Origin of the sequence: Novipirellula artificiosorum, assembly GCF_007860135.1 — a bacterium.
GTDB lineage: Bacteria > Planctomycetota > Planctomycetia > Pirellulales > Pirellulaceae > Novipirellula_A > Novipirellula_A artificiosorum.
Genome location: NZ_SJPV01000011.1, coordinates 239,621 through 252,743 on the forward strand (window position 1 = coordinate 239,621; position 13,123 = coordinate 252,743).

The window sequence follows — 13,123 nt, forward strand, 5'->3', positions numbered from 1 at the left end:
CACCTAGATGTCGATACAGGTCTCGAGGAATCGGGCCAGTTTGTGGAAGTCGCTGTTGAGTTCGATGTAGCGTACTTTTGTTACCAAAGTTTGCGGATCCACCAGCTGCTCGAATGGCACGAAGTGAAGATCAAGTTGTCCTGAGACGGACACCATGACGCCATTGAGCTTTTCTTCGACGAGTGCTCGATAGGCACCGACGCCGAGCTGAGCGCCGAGCATCACGTCGTAAGCGTGGGGCGGTGCGCATCTTGCTTCGTATCCGAGCTGCAAGCCGTTGACTTTACGCGTGCGGCCGGTCCGTTCGTTGTAGCGATGCGAAATGAGCTTTGCGATCAACGCGGAAAGATTGATCGACGAGATGTTGATGTGGCCATGATCATCACGTTCAACCCCCTCGAGGTAGATTGCCGGCAAATATTCTGCCAAACCCTCGGCGACCACGATCGTTCCGTATTCGCGGCCTTCGCGTTCTCGGGCGATCATCATGTCGACCATGCGGTCGATCACGCGGTCGAGCGCCATGATCTTCTTTGTTTCACCGGTATCTTGATTGACGATTTCTTCTTCCGCTAACGCACCGGTGATGTCTTCGACACTCAGCACCATGCTTGCTTCACCTGCGATCGCCGCGCCATAAGCGAGCCAACCAGCACTTCGGCCCATTGCCTCGCAGAGGAAATAGGCGCGACTGGCGGCGGCGTCAAAGTTGAGGTTGCGAATTTCTTCGGCCAACGTCTCCACTGCGGTGAAGAAGCCAAAGGTGAAGTCGATGCCGGAATAATCGTTGTCGATCGTTTTCGGCAAGTGCACGACCGGAAACCGCCGGGCATCCGCAGGTAAGTTGTCCTGGAACATCTTCAGCTTGTTGGCGGTTTTTAGCGTGTCATCGCCGCCGATCGAAATCAACGCATCCACCTCTAAGGAGCAGAGACCTTCGTAGACGCGGCGCAAGGGAGCGACCAGTTCGGGGTTCTTCAAATGGTCAGGCGAACAGACGTGCTTCCCAGGATTGGTTCGTGCCGTTCCGATCATGATGCCGCGGCTGCTGCGCGCATTCGTCAAGGAATCCTGCGTGAAATTGATGTAGTCGACACCTTCTTGAAGCGGGCCCGCAGCGGTGTATTCTACCAATCGGCTGTAGCCATGCTTGATTCCAAAGACCTGAGCCCCCTCTTCGAGGAACGAGAAAGCGGCGGTTGAGATCACCGCATTCGCAGCCGGTGCAGGACCGCCAGCAAACAAGATGGCGATGCGTTTGATGTCGTGGGGCTGTCTATTTGGCATGGGGGGTCATGTGATTGGGAAAGAAGGAACGAGCCTATCGGAGTCGACGATTCTAGGGATCTGTCGGCTGACGCCAAGATGGCGATCTTATTCATAGGTCAACGCTTCCTCGATCGCCGATTCGTACTGCGGGTCGGTCAGCTCCAAGAGTTCTTTCATTTGGGTCAAGATCGCCAACTGCTCGGTCCCCAACTCGCCAGTGGCCGATGCGGCTAAGAACATGGCCTGCAACGCTTTACGCTTCTGAGGCTGACTCCAACGACGCGAAATCGTGAGCACATAGTTGGTCGCCTTGACTCGATTCTCGGCCGCGATTGAACTCAATCGTCCCAGCGTCTCGCGGTCGGTGGGCGTTTCCAGCAGCCCACTGGCAATCTGCAGCAGCGCCGCGATTTCCTGTTCGGAAACGTGACCGTCCGCCAGCACGATCAGCACGCACGCGCGCAGGGCCTCCTCACGAAACTGCTCTTCCTGGACCCTCTCGTGGCCTTTCTGGTCCATTTCAAGCACGCTGAGATCCCACGTGCTGCGACATCCATCGCATTGAACGAAGGCTTCCGCCGACCCGATCGGCACCGTGGGAATGAAGTAGATCGTCAAGAACGGTCGTCGGGTGCGCAAGCGGTAAGACTGCGGCGTCCGGCACGTGGGGCAGTAGAAATTGCCACGATCGCGAGTGCGCGTCAAATTCATGGTGCCAATCAAGATCATTTCCAATACTCAAAGAGGTGGGCGGCTGTCGACTTCCTCGCGGGCCAGGTCGCCGCAGGGATTGCGTGACCATGGTTGTTTGTTCTCATTTTAGAGAAAGCCTGCCATTTGAAACGTTTACTGACGCCGATTATTCCGATCACGGTGGTTTTTCTGGCGCCGCACCCGCCACGGACCCGATAATCACTTTATCCGTTTTCTCGTCCGAATCCTTTCGCCGACGGCTCCCGAGCAGCGTTATGTCACTATTGCCTGTTTCTGCGAATCGGACCAGTTCGGCGTTGACGACTCAGCGTCTACTGTACCAATTGTCATCCGATCAATTGGCGATTCAGAAGCAATACGATCAGCTGTCCTCTGGGCGGCGAGTGTTGCGGCTCTCGGATGACCCGGCAGCAGCCAATCGCGCCCTGGGGCTGAATCGCTCGATTGACCGTGGCGAACAATTGGTCCGCAATGCGAACTCGGTCAGTGGTTTCTATGATTCGTCGGATGATGCCTTGTCGAGGATTGATAACGCCTTGATCCAAGCACGTGGCGCGGCGGTCGAGGGAGTTGAGACCGTTATTTCCGACGATGTGCGGACGGCGATTGCAACGACGGTGCGAGAAGCCATCCAGAGCGTTTTTGCAGCCGGCAACGCGATGTTTCGCGACCAACAACTGCTCGGTGGAATCCTTAATTCCGACGCAGCATTTCAATACGACGGCAACGAAATCGTTTACGGTGGCAACAGCGCGGTGGGCCGCACCGAAGTGGGGCTCGGGACGCCATCGTCGATCAATGTCACCGCAGCGGAATCGTTAGGCGCCTATTCGATGATTCTTGAGGGCGACCCGCTGAACGCGTCGCTTGACCATGCCACGCGGCTCGTCGACATGCGTGGTGGAAAAGGCGTCACGCCGGGAGTCATTCGGATTTCGGGCGGCGCTGAATACACCACGGTCGATCTACGCACCGCAGGCACGATAGGCGACGTGGCCGATGTGTTATCGTCCCTCGAAATCAGCGGACGAAAGTTGGACGTGACCTTGCTGGATGATTCGATTCGAGTTGCTTATGCCGATGGATTGGCCGGGACCTTGGCGATTGAGGACTCCGCGGGTAGCACGTTGGCGCACGACCTTTCGATCGAAAATCCAGGTGGTTTTTCGGCTCCGCCCATCATTGGCGACAAGTTGATGCCTCGTGTGACCACGAGCACGAAGATCGAAGATTTGGATTATGGAGCGGGGGTCGATCTTAGCAGCGGCATCACCATCCAACAGGGCCAGCAAACCTTCAACATCGATCTCTCGGACGTCGAGACGATGGGGGACGTGTTGATTGCGATCAACCGCAGCGGTGCCGATGTGCATGCATCGCTCAATGAAGCCGAAGGCCGAGTCCAACTGCGTTCGCTTCGCAGTGGTGTTGACTATTCGATTGGCGAAAATGGCGGGTCGGCCGCTCGGTCGCTCGGAATCCGTTCGGCGACCGAAACCACCCGTCTGAGCGAACTGGGGCGGGGTCGCGGGTTGGTGCTCAACAACGATAGCGTGGACCTGACCATCACACGACCGGATGGGACGGAGCTGGGGCTTGATTTGGAGGGTGCCGAGACAATCGAGGACGTTCTTACCTTGATTCGCAATCATCCACAGAACCAAGACACGTCGCGCGTCTTGGTGAGCTTAAACCAAATGGGGAACGGGATCGAATTGCAGGCACCTCCCGGTGCTGCGCCGATCAGGGTGAGTCAGAATCAATTCAGTAACGCCGGCACTCGGCTTGGCTTGATTGCCGAGGGAGAATCCGAAGCCTTCGGGGTCATGGACGGAAGCGTCAACAAAGTGGCCGGTGTGGACTACTTGCCACTCGAAGCCGGCGGCGCGCTCGACACGTTGATGCGACTGGAAGCCGCGATCTTGAGCGGAAATGAAGGGGAGATTGGGCGATTGCAAAGCCGACTCGATGAGGACCTCGACCGAGCCTCCGGCGCCCGATCCCGGGTGGGCATCTGGTCACGGAACCTGCTCGACATGAAAGCGGCCACCGAGACGGAGATCGTCCAGATGAAATCTCAGCTTTCCAACGAAGTCGATGCAGATTTAGCAACCGTGATCAGCGACCTAAGCCAGCGTCAAATTGCCATGGAAGCCTCGATGCGGATCATTGGCCAAACGTCCCAAATGACACTCTTGAACTTCTTGTAACGATTTTGTCGATTCTGCCGATTCGATTGCCGATATGAAAGGTGGATATCGATTTGCCAGGTCAAACTTTCCTTGGAAGCCGCATGATGCGAATGAACACGAACCGCTTTGGGATTCTGCAAATCAATGCGGACGAACTGTTTCTGTTTCCACAAGGATTGATCGGAATGGAAGCGCTTCGCCAATGGGCGTTGTTGCCGGACCCACAGACGCCCAACGTCGCTTGGCTGCAAAGTGTTTCACGCGGCGACCGAGCGATTCCGTTGATCAGCCCTCGAGCGTTCTTTGAAGACTATCGAGTGCACCTGGGGCGGCGTGAGCTTGGCAGTTTGCATCTTCGCCCGGGCGCCGAACTCTATATCATGACCACGATTTCTGGACGCGAAGATAAAATCACGACGAACCTTCGCGCGCCGATCCTGTTGAACCTTGATCGACGGCTTGGGTGTCAGGTCATTGCCGACAACGAAATGCCCATTCAGCAAACGCTGCCCCTCAAACGACAATTGGTGATGCCAGCACCGTCGTTCTTAAAACGGGCTGCCTAGAGCAGGTTTCCATCGGACTTGCCGGCCGGAAATGTCTGGGGCATGGATCAAAGCCATCGTCGGTCGGAACAAGCAAACGTCACAAAAGAAAACGCCGCTGGCATGAACCAGCGGCGTTTTTCGTAAACGATCAAGAAGTGACTCCGCAGCGTGACGAACTATTCTCCGCCGGGGAACAGTGGGCCTTCGCCACTTCCGAGTCCACCCTTCAGCTCGCCATCGACGCTGGAGGCTGGGATCTCGTTCTCGGCCGCTTCCGCAGCTGCAGCCGCCTTTTCTTGATCTTCGTCCCATTCGACTCGCTTGAGCGACAAGCCAATCTTGCGCTCGCCGGTATCGACGCGAAGAACCTTGACTTCGATCTCGTCGCCAACCTTCACGACCTCTTCCGGATCCTCGACTTTTTGATCCGCGAGCTCGCTGATGTGAAGAAGCCCTTCGAGGCCATCTTCAAGTCCGATGAAGACGCCAAAGTTGGTGATCTTGGTGACTTTGCCCTTCACCAATTGGCCGGGCTGATACTTGTCGGGAATGTCACCATCCCACGGGTCGTTATCAAGCTGCTTCAACCCCAGTGCGATGCGGCGACGTTCTTCGTCGACGCTCAGCACGCGGCAGGCGATTTCTTGTCCCTTTTCAAGCATTTCGCTCGGATGGCCAATCTTTCGTGTCCACGACATATCGCTGACGTGTAGCAACCCGTCGATACCCTCTTCCAGTTCGATGAAGGCGCCGTAGTTGGTCAAGTTACGCACCTTGCCGGTGACGTCCGAGCCTTCGGGGTAACGTTCGAGGACTTCGTCCCAGGGGTTCTTTTGCGTCTGTTTCATGCCCAGCGACAATTGCTGGCCTTCGGGATCGACACCGAGAATCTTGACTTCGATCTCGTCGCCGATGTTGACCAGTTCGCTTGGATGATTGACACGTTTGGTCCAACTCATTTCGCTGATGTGGACCAAACCTTCGATGCCCGGTTCGAGTTTGACGAACGCACCGTAGCTCATCACGTTGACCACTTCGCCCTTGTGATCGCTGTTGACCGGGTACTTCTCTTCGATGTTTTCCCACGGGTTGCGATCTTTCTGCTTGAGCCCCAAAGCAATCTTTTGCTTTTCCCGGTCGATGTGCAGCACCTTGACCTCGATTTCTTGATCGATCGAAACCATTTCGGTGGGGTGACCGATTCGTTCCCAGGCCATATCGGTGATGTGCAGCAGTCCGTCGATGCCGCCAAGGTCCACGAACGCACCAAAGTCGGCGATGTTCTTGACCACACCTTTGCGAATTTGGCCGACTTCGAGTTCCTTCATCAGGTAGGCGCGATCTTCTTCGCGTTGGCGTTCGATGAGCGAACGGCGGCTGATGACGATGTTGCGACGGGTATCGTCAATCTTCAGCACTTCGGCTTGGATCACGCGACCGATGAAATCGCCAATATCGCCGGGGCGTCGGATGTCGACTTGGCTGCCTGGCAGGAAGACATGGATCACGCCGAGTTCGACCAACAGGCCGCCCTTGATCTTTCGGACAACCGTACCGGTGACCACTTGGCCCTCGGCGACTTTGTCCATCATGTCTTCCCATTCGATGATCTTTTCCGCTTTGCGTTTGCTCAGCGAGATCATGCCGTAGGGGTCGTCAGCGGCCCCAATTTCGTCCTCCATCTCTTCGATCAGGACTTTGACGGTGTCGCCAACTTTGGGCGGATCTTCACCGCTCCATTCATCAAGGCTGACGGTTCCTTCACTTTTGAAACCGACGTCAATTAAGGCCCATTCGTCGTTGAGTTCAACGATATGCCCGTCGACGAGTTTTCCTTGGGCGTAATCTTGTTGTTCGGCCGCAAGGGCTTCCAGCAGCAGCTCTTCCCCTTGATCCTCAGGGACCAGGAGAGCCAATTCAGCAAAAATGTCGTCGTCTTCGAGACTGCGAATGAGGTTACGGTTGACCATGAAAAAAAACTACCAATTGAGCGTCGATAAAACTGGTCGGGAGACGTGTCGGCCAGATCTCGCTCGGGGGGTTAGGGTAAATTTGTCTCCTGCTCGGCACGACGCCGAGCGCGTAGCCCGGTAAGGTATCAAAGCCACAAAATCGTCACAACAGCTTTCGTCAAAGTTTCACGGTGAAACCTCAAGGAAAAGCGGGTTTTTTGCCGGGGATCCGCCTCGCAACTGTGAAAAACGAAGAAAGTACCAACTCCGCAAAGTCCCCCCGTAGCCCGTTTGGGCTTCGGTCGGTATCAATGGCGTCTCGCTTTCGCTCCCTCGATTCCTCGATAGACCCTCATGTCCAAACCACCCTTCCCCCCCGTCGCTATCGGTGGCGACCACGCTGGATTCCCGATCAAGACGATGCTTGTTGAGCGATTTCGGGATGCGACGCCTGCGATGATCGATTGTGGTACCCACAGCGAAGCGAGTTGTGACTACCCCGATTTTGCGGTTGCCGTGGCGAAGCAACTCCTCCGTGGGCAGGCGGTCAAAGGGATCATTGTCTGCGGCAGCGGCGTGGGTGTCAGTGTCGCAGCGAATAAGATCAAAGGCATCCGCGCCGCAATCTGTCACGATACCTACTCGGCCCGGCAAGGCGTCGAGCACGACGATATGAATGTGCTCTGTATCGGAGGCCGGATCATTGGTCCCGAATTAGCCTTCGAAATCGTCGAAGCCTTTCTAAATGCCAAGTACGTGCCCCAAGAGCGTCACGCCCGGCGACTCGATAAAGTGCTTGAGATCGAGCGAAACGGGATCGGGAAATAGGCAACGCTGTTAGTTTGTCCGGATCAGCAGTGCAGTGCAATCGTCGCGTCTTGGGGAGTGGCGATCAACGTTCGCAAACAATCGATCGAGGATGAAGCCAATCGGCTCGTCCGCAACGCCGTTGGCACGCTCCACGGTCGATTCAAAGGTTTCGGGCACGACGTCGTCGAGAATCGAATTGAGGATACCGTCGGTGAACAACAGCAGGGTTTGCGAGCGAGAGATCGTTACGGTCGAGGCTGTCGAAAAAACCTTGTCAAATTGAATGCCTAAAGGGGGGTCGGTCGACGTGAGCGGCAAGGGGGGGTTGGGTCCACGCAGCAGGTATCCCGGATGGCCTGCACTGGCATAGCGAAGGGTGCGTCGGTCGGAGGAGAGGATTCCCAAGTAGAGGGTGACGAAATAACGCATTTGGATGTCGCGGCAAAGCAATTGGTTGGCATGCGTTAGGATGACTCCGGGGTCATCACAGACGATGGACATGGCCCTGACAATCGCGCGAGTTTCCATCATCAACATGGCTGGATCGAGCCCATGCCCGCTGACGTCCGCGATCACAAATGCGAGCCCACCGCAGGGTAGGTCCATCAGGTCGTAAAAATCGCCTCCAGCTTGATCGGCCGGTTCACATCGGCCGCCCCACTGCACGTTCGCGAAGCGATGGTTGGGGTTCGGTAACGCCATCTGTTGCATGCGATGCGCCAAGTCCAGTTGATGTTCATAGGCAACCAGCGAGTGCTCCAGCGATTTTCGGCAATGACGCTCAATCGCTAAGTCGATCGGACGCGTGAGGTGCTCGGGGCTGGTCACTTCGTTTTTGAGAATATAGTCCTCTGCTCCACTTCGCACCGCTCGAATCGCCATTCCATGGTCGGCATAGCTGGTGAAGACGACGATCGGGATTTCCCCCGCATGATGACGGACCCGGTCGAGTGTCGTGAGTCCATCCGATTCGTAGAGCGTTAGATCGAGTAGAATCAAGTCGGGACGACGATCGGCGATGACACGGTACGCATCCTCGACGCATCGCACCACGCTCAATTCGTACTTCCTGTGGCTGTGACGTAGCCAACATTGTACCGCTCGAATATCGTCAACGTTTGCCTCGATCATCAGAATCAGCGGTATGGAATCAGCGATCATGCTTCGATCTCGACGGGGATTTCAGGACAGTACTTGGTCATCACGATTTCAGTGCCACCCCCGTGATGCTGAACTTCGTCCATGAAGGTATTGATCAGAAGCAACCCACGGCCACCTTCTTTTTCCAGATTGGCTGGGTCGGTCGCATCGGCCACGTCCTCGAGACAAAATCCGGGCCCCTGATCGCGGATCGTAAAGGTTGCCTGATTCCGACTGACTTGCAAACGAAAGACGACTCGCCGATCGCAATAGGGCTTCATTGCGATGCGTTCCTTGATCTTGTCAAGGTAAGGTTGGCCATCGTCGATCCGACGTAAATCCGAGCTCACCTCCAGATTCCCATGCACGATGGCGTTGACGATCGCTTCGTCCAACGCCATGGCGATTTGCATCTGTTGCCCCTGATCGTAGTTTGCGACTTCCTCCAGAATGGACTCCACACGACCAATCAGATTGGGAACGAGGGACTGATCGTTCGTCAGTTTCCATTCGATGGTCATGCTGCTCAAGCAGTCTGCCAGAGACTGGTTTTGCTGCGTTGCTTTGTGCAGTTCCAAAATTCGCCGGACGGTCGTCAGCAAGAGCCTTCCCAGCCCTGCTTTGGGAACATAGCTCGCGGCACCTGCATGAAGTGCTTCCGCAGCAACCATTTCGCTGCCCGCCGCCGTCGTCAGGATCACGGGGACATTTAGTTGCAATTGGGAAATTTCACGAACTAATTGCAGCCCATCCATGTGTGGCATTTTCAAGTCCGTGACGACCAGCTGAGGTGGATGCTCCTTGACGTAGGCTAACGCCTCAACCCCATCCGATGCCGTGTCGATTTGGTACCCGGCGGGTTTGAGAATCGACTGAAGAAGGCAACGTTGGGTGGCACTGTCATCAACAACCAAGACTCGGACGACATCTGACATAAAAGGAGCTTCGTAGCAGTTGGATTTTGCGATGGATGAGGTTTCACGAAGGAAACGAATCGATTGCTTTGATGTTGGTCTCGGCGATCCCCAGCAACGTCCCGTCGAGGTTCGTCACCTTAAATGCCATTCGAACGACAGGGCTCATGCAGCTCAATCTTAGTTCGCCCTCTTCGCTTCGTACATATTCACTGCATCGTAACATCGTGGTGATGAATTCGGACGAGATCGATTGTACTTCCTCAAAGCTAATGACCAACCGTTTTGGCGCTGCGGAGCGGATGTAATCGAGCAACTCGTCTTGAGTCTCTTGAATCAACAGCCGGTCGATGTATTTGGTTGCCGTAAGCGTCACGATCGGGACTCCTTCGACTGCACTGATTCGAAGGTGTGTGTAAGTTTTCATCGTTCGCATCCTCTCCAAAAAACATGATCAAGCGACACGGATCCCTCGCACCCGGTTAGCGTTTCCTACGCATCCCCCTCCGTATTGTAAGGCAAACCCCGTCGCTGATGTGGGTCAAGGGCATCCCGTCTGGACGATTTGCTCACCAGCGATTCAACTTTCGGCATGAACTTGATTTCCATTGATGAATTGACGATCGGCTTTCGCGGTCCCGCCTTGCTCGATTCGGTCTCAGCGAAGATCGATTCGGGTCAGCGTATCGGACTGTTGGGTCGCAACGGGGCCGGGAAAACCACGCTGATGCGCATTTTGACGGGGGACGTCGTGCCGGACCACGGCACCGTTACCATGCGAGCAGGTCTCCGGATTGACCGACTCTCGCAAAGCGTGCCCCGCGACTGGGCCGGCTCGATCAAATCGATCGTGCTGGGGGACGACTATGACCCGCACGACCATGACGAAGCCTGGCGGCTTGACCATGCCGTCGACTCGACGCTGTCTCGAATGCAGCTTGACGGGGATGCCAGCTTTGAGACACTCTCGAGCGGGTTAAAGCGTCGCGTGCTGCTGGCGAAGGCGATCTCTCGGGAACCGGATGTGCTGCTACTTGATGAACCGACCAACCATCTCGACATCGGTGCGATTCTATGGCTCGAGGACTTTCTCCGGCGATGGGAGAAGACGCTGATTTTCGTGACCCACGACCGGTCGTTCCTGCAAAATCTGGCCACACGAATCTGGGAGATTGACCGTGGGCGGCTGTTTGATTGGTCCTGCGACTATCAAACTTTCTTGAATCGAAAAGAACAGGCATTGGCAGCGGAGGAAAAGCAAAACGCCCTGTTTGATAAGAGGCTGGCCGAAGAGGAAGTTTGGATTCGGCAGGGCATCAAAGCTCGTCGAACTCGAAACGAAGGTCGTGTGCGTGCGCTCAAGGCGATGCGATTGGTTCGAAGCGAGCGGCGAACCAGTGACGGGAAGGCGAAGCTGAACTTGCAGGATGCTCAGCGCAGTGGGGCCTTGGTCGCGGAACTCAAGAATGTCACGTTTGCTTACGACGACAAGCCGATCGTAGATGACTTTTCGACGACGATCATGCGAGGCGAAAAAGTCGGGATCATCGGTCGCAATGGGGCTGGAAAGTCGACCTTGCTAAAGCTATTGCTCGGTTCGTTGAAGCCGACCGAAGGTGCCGTTCGTTTGGGGACGAATTTGGCAATTGCCTATTTTGATCAATTGCGTGACACGCTCGACCCCGAGAAAACGGTCGAGGAAAACGTGGGCGACGGCAGCGACCGAATCCAAATCGGCGACAAGACGAAACACATCATCGGCTACCTGCAAGATTTCTTGTTTACACCCGAACGCGTTCGCACTCAGGTCAAGTTTTTGTCCGGGGGTGAACGCAATCGCGTGCTTCTGGCAAAGTTGATGACGCAACCGGCTAACGTGATCGTGCTTGACGAGCCGACGAATGACCTTGATGCAGAAACGCTCGAGATGCTGGAAGACGAATTGGTTGAGTTTTCGGGGACGGTGCTGATGGTCAGCCACGACCGAACGTTTCTGAATAACGTGGTCAGCAGCACGATTGTGTTTGAAGACGATGGTGTCAACGAATACGTCGGTGGCTACGATGAATGGCAAGCAGCGGTCAAGCGGCGTGAGCAACAGCTCTCCGGTGCGATCGGGCCCGACAAGACGTCCGCAGACAAAAAGCCCCTCGACAAGCGGATCGAGAAGGGCAAGACGACCGCGCCCTCCGCGACGCCGCCTAGTAAAGCAACGGCGAAAAAACTGTCCTACAAGGATCAGCGGGAGCTGGCGGAATTGCCGGGCAAGATCGAACAATGGGAGGCGGAGATCGAGCAAATGCATGAGTTGATGGGGGATCCCGGTTTTTATCAAAAATCAGGTTCCCAGATTGCCGCTGCGACCGCTAAGTTGGCGGAGCTTGAACAGCAGTTGGCCACGGCCTTTGCTCGTTGGGAAGAACTCGATTCCTAACCCTTTGCAGACGCGTTTCACAGACCATGCGTCAAAGGAACGTGCGACGATGGTCGTGCACGCTAAAGCTGATTCTTGCACGAGCTGGATTCGGCGATTTCCGTGATGTTTCGCAGCGTCGTTTCCGCGATGCACATCATGGCTTCTTCCGTGAAAAACGCTTGGTGTCCCGTGATGATCACGTTGGGGAACGTCAGCAATCGGGACAATGCATCGTCCGGTATCACCTTGTTTGACAAGTCCTCGAAAAATACATCGGCTTCTTCTTCGTAGACATCCAATCCAAGGTGCCCAATCTTGCCGGTCTTTAGGCCTGCGATGACCGCTTGTGTGTCGATCACCGCCCCGCGGCTGGTGTTGATAATCATCACGCCCTCCTTCATCGATGCAATCGTTTGCTGGTTGATCAAGTGGTGCGTTTCCGGTGTGAGTGGGCAGTGCAGCGAGATGATGTCGGATTCCGAAAACAGCTCGTTTAGCTCAACGTACTGCATGCCCAAACCCCGGCATGTTTCGCTCGGAAATTTATCGTAGCCGAGCAGTCGGCAACCAAAGCCGGACATGATTTTGGCAAACACCGTTCCGATCTGTCCGGTGCCAACAATCCCTACGGTTCGATCAACCAGGTCAAATCCAAGTAGGCCATCGAGTGAAAAGTTTCCGTCACGTACGCGAGCATAAGCTCGGTGCAATTTGCGGTTCAACGTTAGCACCAAGCCCGCGGTATGCTCTGCAACGGCATGCGGCGAGTAGGCGGGGACGCGAACCACCACGATACCTAGTTGCTTTGCCGTTTGTAACGCGACGTTGTTGAATCCGGCGCAGCGTAAAGCAACGAAACGAATGCCCTGTTGGTGCATCGAGCTGAGCACTTCCGCATCGAGTTGATCGTTGACAAAAACACAGACTCCGTCACAGTTTTGCGCCAAGCCAACCGTCGCCGGCGTCAACCGAGTCTCGAGGAATGTCAATTCGTGGGGATACTTCTGACAGGCTTTTTCCAAGAACTTTCGGTCATAGGCTTTGGTGCTAAATACGGCAATCTTCATGGTGCGTTCCTTTGGGAGCGAGCAGAAAAGTCACAGTGCTTCGAGGTTGACTTGGCTAACCATTCCCGTCTGCAAGGATCGCAGACGAGGGTCACTCGGGC

The 13,123-nt window shown here is 55.5% G+C and carries 11 protein-coding genes; 4 read left to right on the forward strand and 7 right to left on the reverse strand.

Annotation, left to right across the window (positions count from 1 at the left end; translation table 11 throughout):
* Positions 1–3: 3 nt before the first annotated feature.
* Both Poly41_RS25355 and Poly41_RS25360 read right to left on the reverse strand, forming a co-directional pair.
* Positions 4–1,287 (reverse strand): 6-phosphofructokinase, encoded by a 1,284-nt coding sequence (locus Poly41_RS25355; RefSeq protein ID WP_146530164.1) that lies wholly within the window; start codon positions 1,285–1,287, stop codon positions 4–6.
* Positions 1,288–1,374: 87 nt separating this feature from the next.
* Positions 1,375–1,998, reverse strand: a complete 624-nt coding sequence (locus tag Poly41_RS25360; RefSeq protein ID WP_146530165.1) for a tellurite resistance TerB family protein — start codon at positions 1,996–1,998, stop codon at positions 1,375–1,377.
* 239 nt (positions 1,999–2,237) lie between these two features.
* Between Poly41_RS25360 and Poly41_RS25365 the strand changes: the two genes are divergently transcribed.
* Positions 2,238–4,193 (forward strand): flagellin N-terminal helical domain-containing protein, encoded by a 1,956-nt coding sequence (locus Poly41_RS25365; RefSeq protein WP_146530166.1) that lies wholly within the window; start codon positions 2,238–2,240, stop codon positions 4,191–4,193.
* An 86-nt stretch (positions 4,194–4,279) separates the two neighbouring features.
* The gene (gene fliW / locus Poly41_RS25370; RefSeq protein WP_146530223.1) at positions 4,280–4,741 is read left to right on the forward strand and encodes a flagellar assembly protein FliW; all 462 of its coding nucleotides are present in this window, start codon (positions 4,280–4,282) and stop codon (positions 4,739–4,741) included.
* A 158-nt stretch (positions 4,742–4,899) separates the two neighbouring features.
* On the opposite strand, the gene Poly41_RS25375 is transcribed toward fliW, so the two are convergent.
* Positions 4,900–6,693: a 30S ribosomal protein S1 gene (locus tag Poly41_RS25375; RefSeq protein WP_146530167.1), complete on the reverse strand. Its 1,794-nt coding sequence runs from the start codon at positions 6,691–6,693 to the stop codon at positions 4,900–4,902.
* Between the two features lie 336 nt (positions 6,694–7,029).
* On the opposite strand from Poly41_RS25375, the gene rpiB reads away from it, so the two are divergent.
* On the forward strand, positions 7,030–7,503 hold the full coding sequence (gene rpiB / locus Poly41_RS25380) for a ribose 5-phosphate isomerase B (RefSeq protein ID WP_146530168.1): 474 nt from the start codon (positions 7,030–7,032) through the stop codon (positions 7,501–7,503).
* A 9-nt stretch (positions 7,504–7,512) separates the two neighbouring features.
* Here rpiB and Poly41_RS25385 read toward each other — a convergent pair whose 3' ends face one another.
* Genes Poly41_RS25385 through Poly41_RS25395 form a run of 3 tightly spaced genes read right to left on the reverse strand, consistent with a single transcriptional unit; the run spans position 7,513 to position 9,966 of the window.
* Entirely contained in the window at positions 7,513–8,646 is a 1,134-nt protein-coding gene (locus tag Poly41_RS25385; RefSeq protein WP_146530169.1) for a PP2C family protein-serine/threonine phosphatase, read from the reverse strand.
* Positions 8,643–9,560, reverse strand: a complete 918-nt coding sequence (locus Poly41_RS25390; protein ID WP_146530170.1) for a response regulator — start codon at positions 9,558–9,560, stop codon at positions 8,643–8,645. The genes Poly41_RS25385 and Poly41_RS25390 overlap by 4 nt, the downstream gene beginning before the upstream one ends.
* 43 nt (positions 9,561–9,603) lie before the next feature.
* The gene (locus tag Poly41_RS25395; protein ID WP_146530171.1) at positions 9,604–9,966 is read right to left on the reverse strand and encodes an STAS domain-containing protein; all 363 of its coding nucleotides are present in this window, start codon (positions 9,964–9,966) and stop codon (positions 9,604–9,606) included.
* Positions 9,967–10,137: 171 nt separating this feature from the next.
* Between Poly41_RS25395 and Poly41_RS25400 the strand changes: the two genes are divergently transcribed.
* Positions 10,138–11,973 (forward strand): ATP-binding cassette domain-containing protein, encoded by a 1,836-nt coding sequence (locus tag Poly41_RS25400; RefSeq protein WP_146530224.1) that lies wholly within the window; start codon positions 10,138–10,140, stop codon positions 11,971–11,973.
* Between the two features lie 62 nt (positions 11,974–12,035).
* Here the strand turns inward: Poly41_RS25400 and Poly41_RS25405 are convergent, their stop codons facing one another.
* Positions 12,036–13,022, reverse strand: a complete 987-nt coding sequence (locus Poly41_RS25405) for a 2-hydroxyacid dehydrogenase (RefSeq protein ID WP_146530172.1) — start codon at positions 13,020–13,022, stop codon at positions 12,036–12,038.
* Between the last annotated feature and the right edge of the window lie 101 nt (positions 13,023–13,123).

What these genes read in the sequence shown, in the direction of transcription:
- Poly41_RS25355 (WP_146530164.1), bottom strand. Translation starts at nt 1,287, where the DNA reads ATGCCAAATAGACAGCCCCACGACATCAAACGCATCGCCATCTTGTTT.
- Poly41_RS25360 (WP_146530165.1), bottom strand. Translation starts at nt 1,998, where the DNA reads ATGATCTTGATTGGCACCATGAATTTGACGCGCACTCGCGATCGTGGC.
- Poly41_RS25365 (WP_146530166.1), top strand. Translation starts at nt 2,238, where the DNA reads ATGTCACTATTGCCTGTTTCTGCGAATCGGACCAGTTCGGCGTTGACG.
- fliW (WP_146530223.1), top strand. Translation starts at nt 4,280, where the DNA reads ATGCGAATGAACACGAACCGCTTTGGGATTCTGCAAATCAATGCGGAC.
- Poly41_RS25375 (WP_146530167.1), bottom strand. Translation starts at nt 6,693, where the DNA reads ATGGTCAACCGTAACCTCATTCGCAGTCTCGAAGACGACGACATTTTT.
- rpiB (WP_146530168.1), top strand. Translation starts at nt 7,030, where the DNA reads ATGTCCAAACCACCCTTCCCCCCCGTCGCTATCGGTGGCGACCACGCT.
- Poly41_RS25385 (WP_146530169.1), bottom strand. Translation starts at nt 8,646, where the DNA reads ATGATCGCTGATTCCATACCGCTGATTCTGATGATCGAGGCAAACGTT.
- Poly41_RS25390 (WP_146530170.1), bottom strand. Translation starts at nt 9,560, where the DNA reads ATGTCAGATGTCGTCCGAGTCTTGGTTGTTGATGACAGTGCCACCCAA.
- Poly41_RS25395 (WP_146530171.1), bottom strand. Translation starts at nt 9,966, where the DNA reads ATGAAAACTTACACACACCTTCGAATCAGTGCAGTCGAAGGAGTCCCG.
- Poly41_RS25405 (WP_146530172.1), bottom strand. Translation starts at nt 13,022, where the DNA reads ATGAAGATTGCCGTATTTAGCACCAAAGCCTATGACCGAAAGTTCTTG.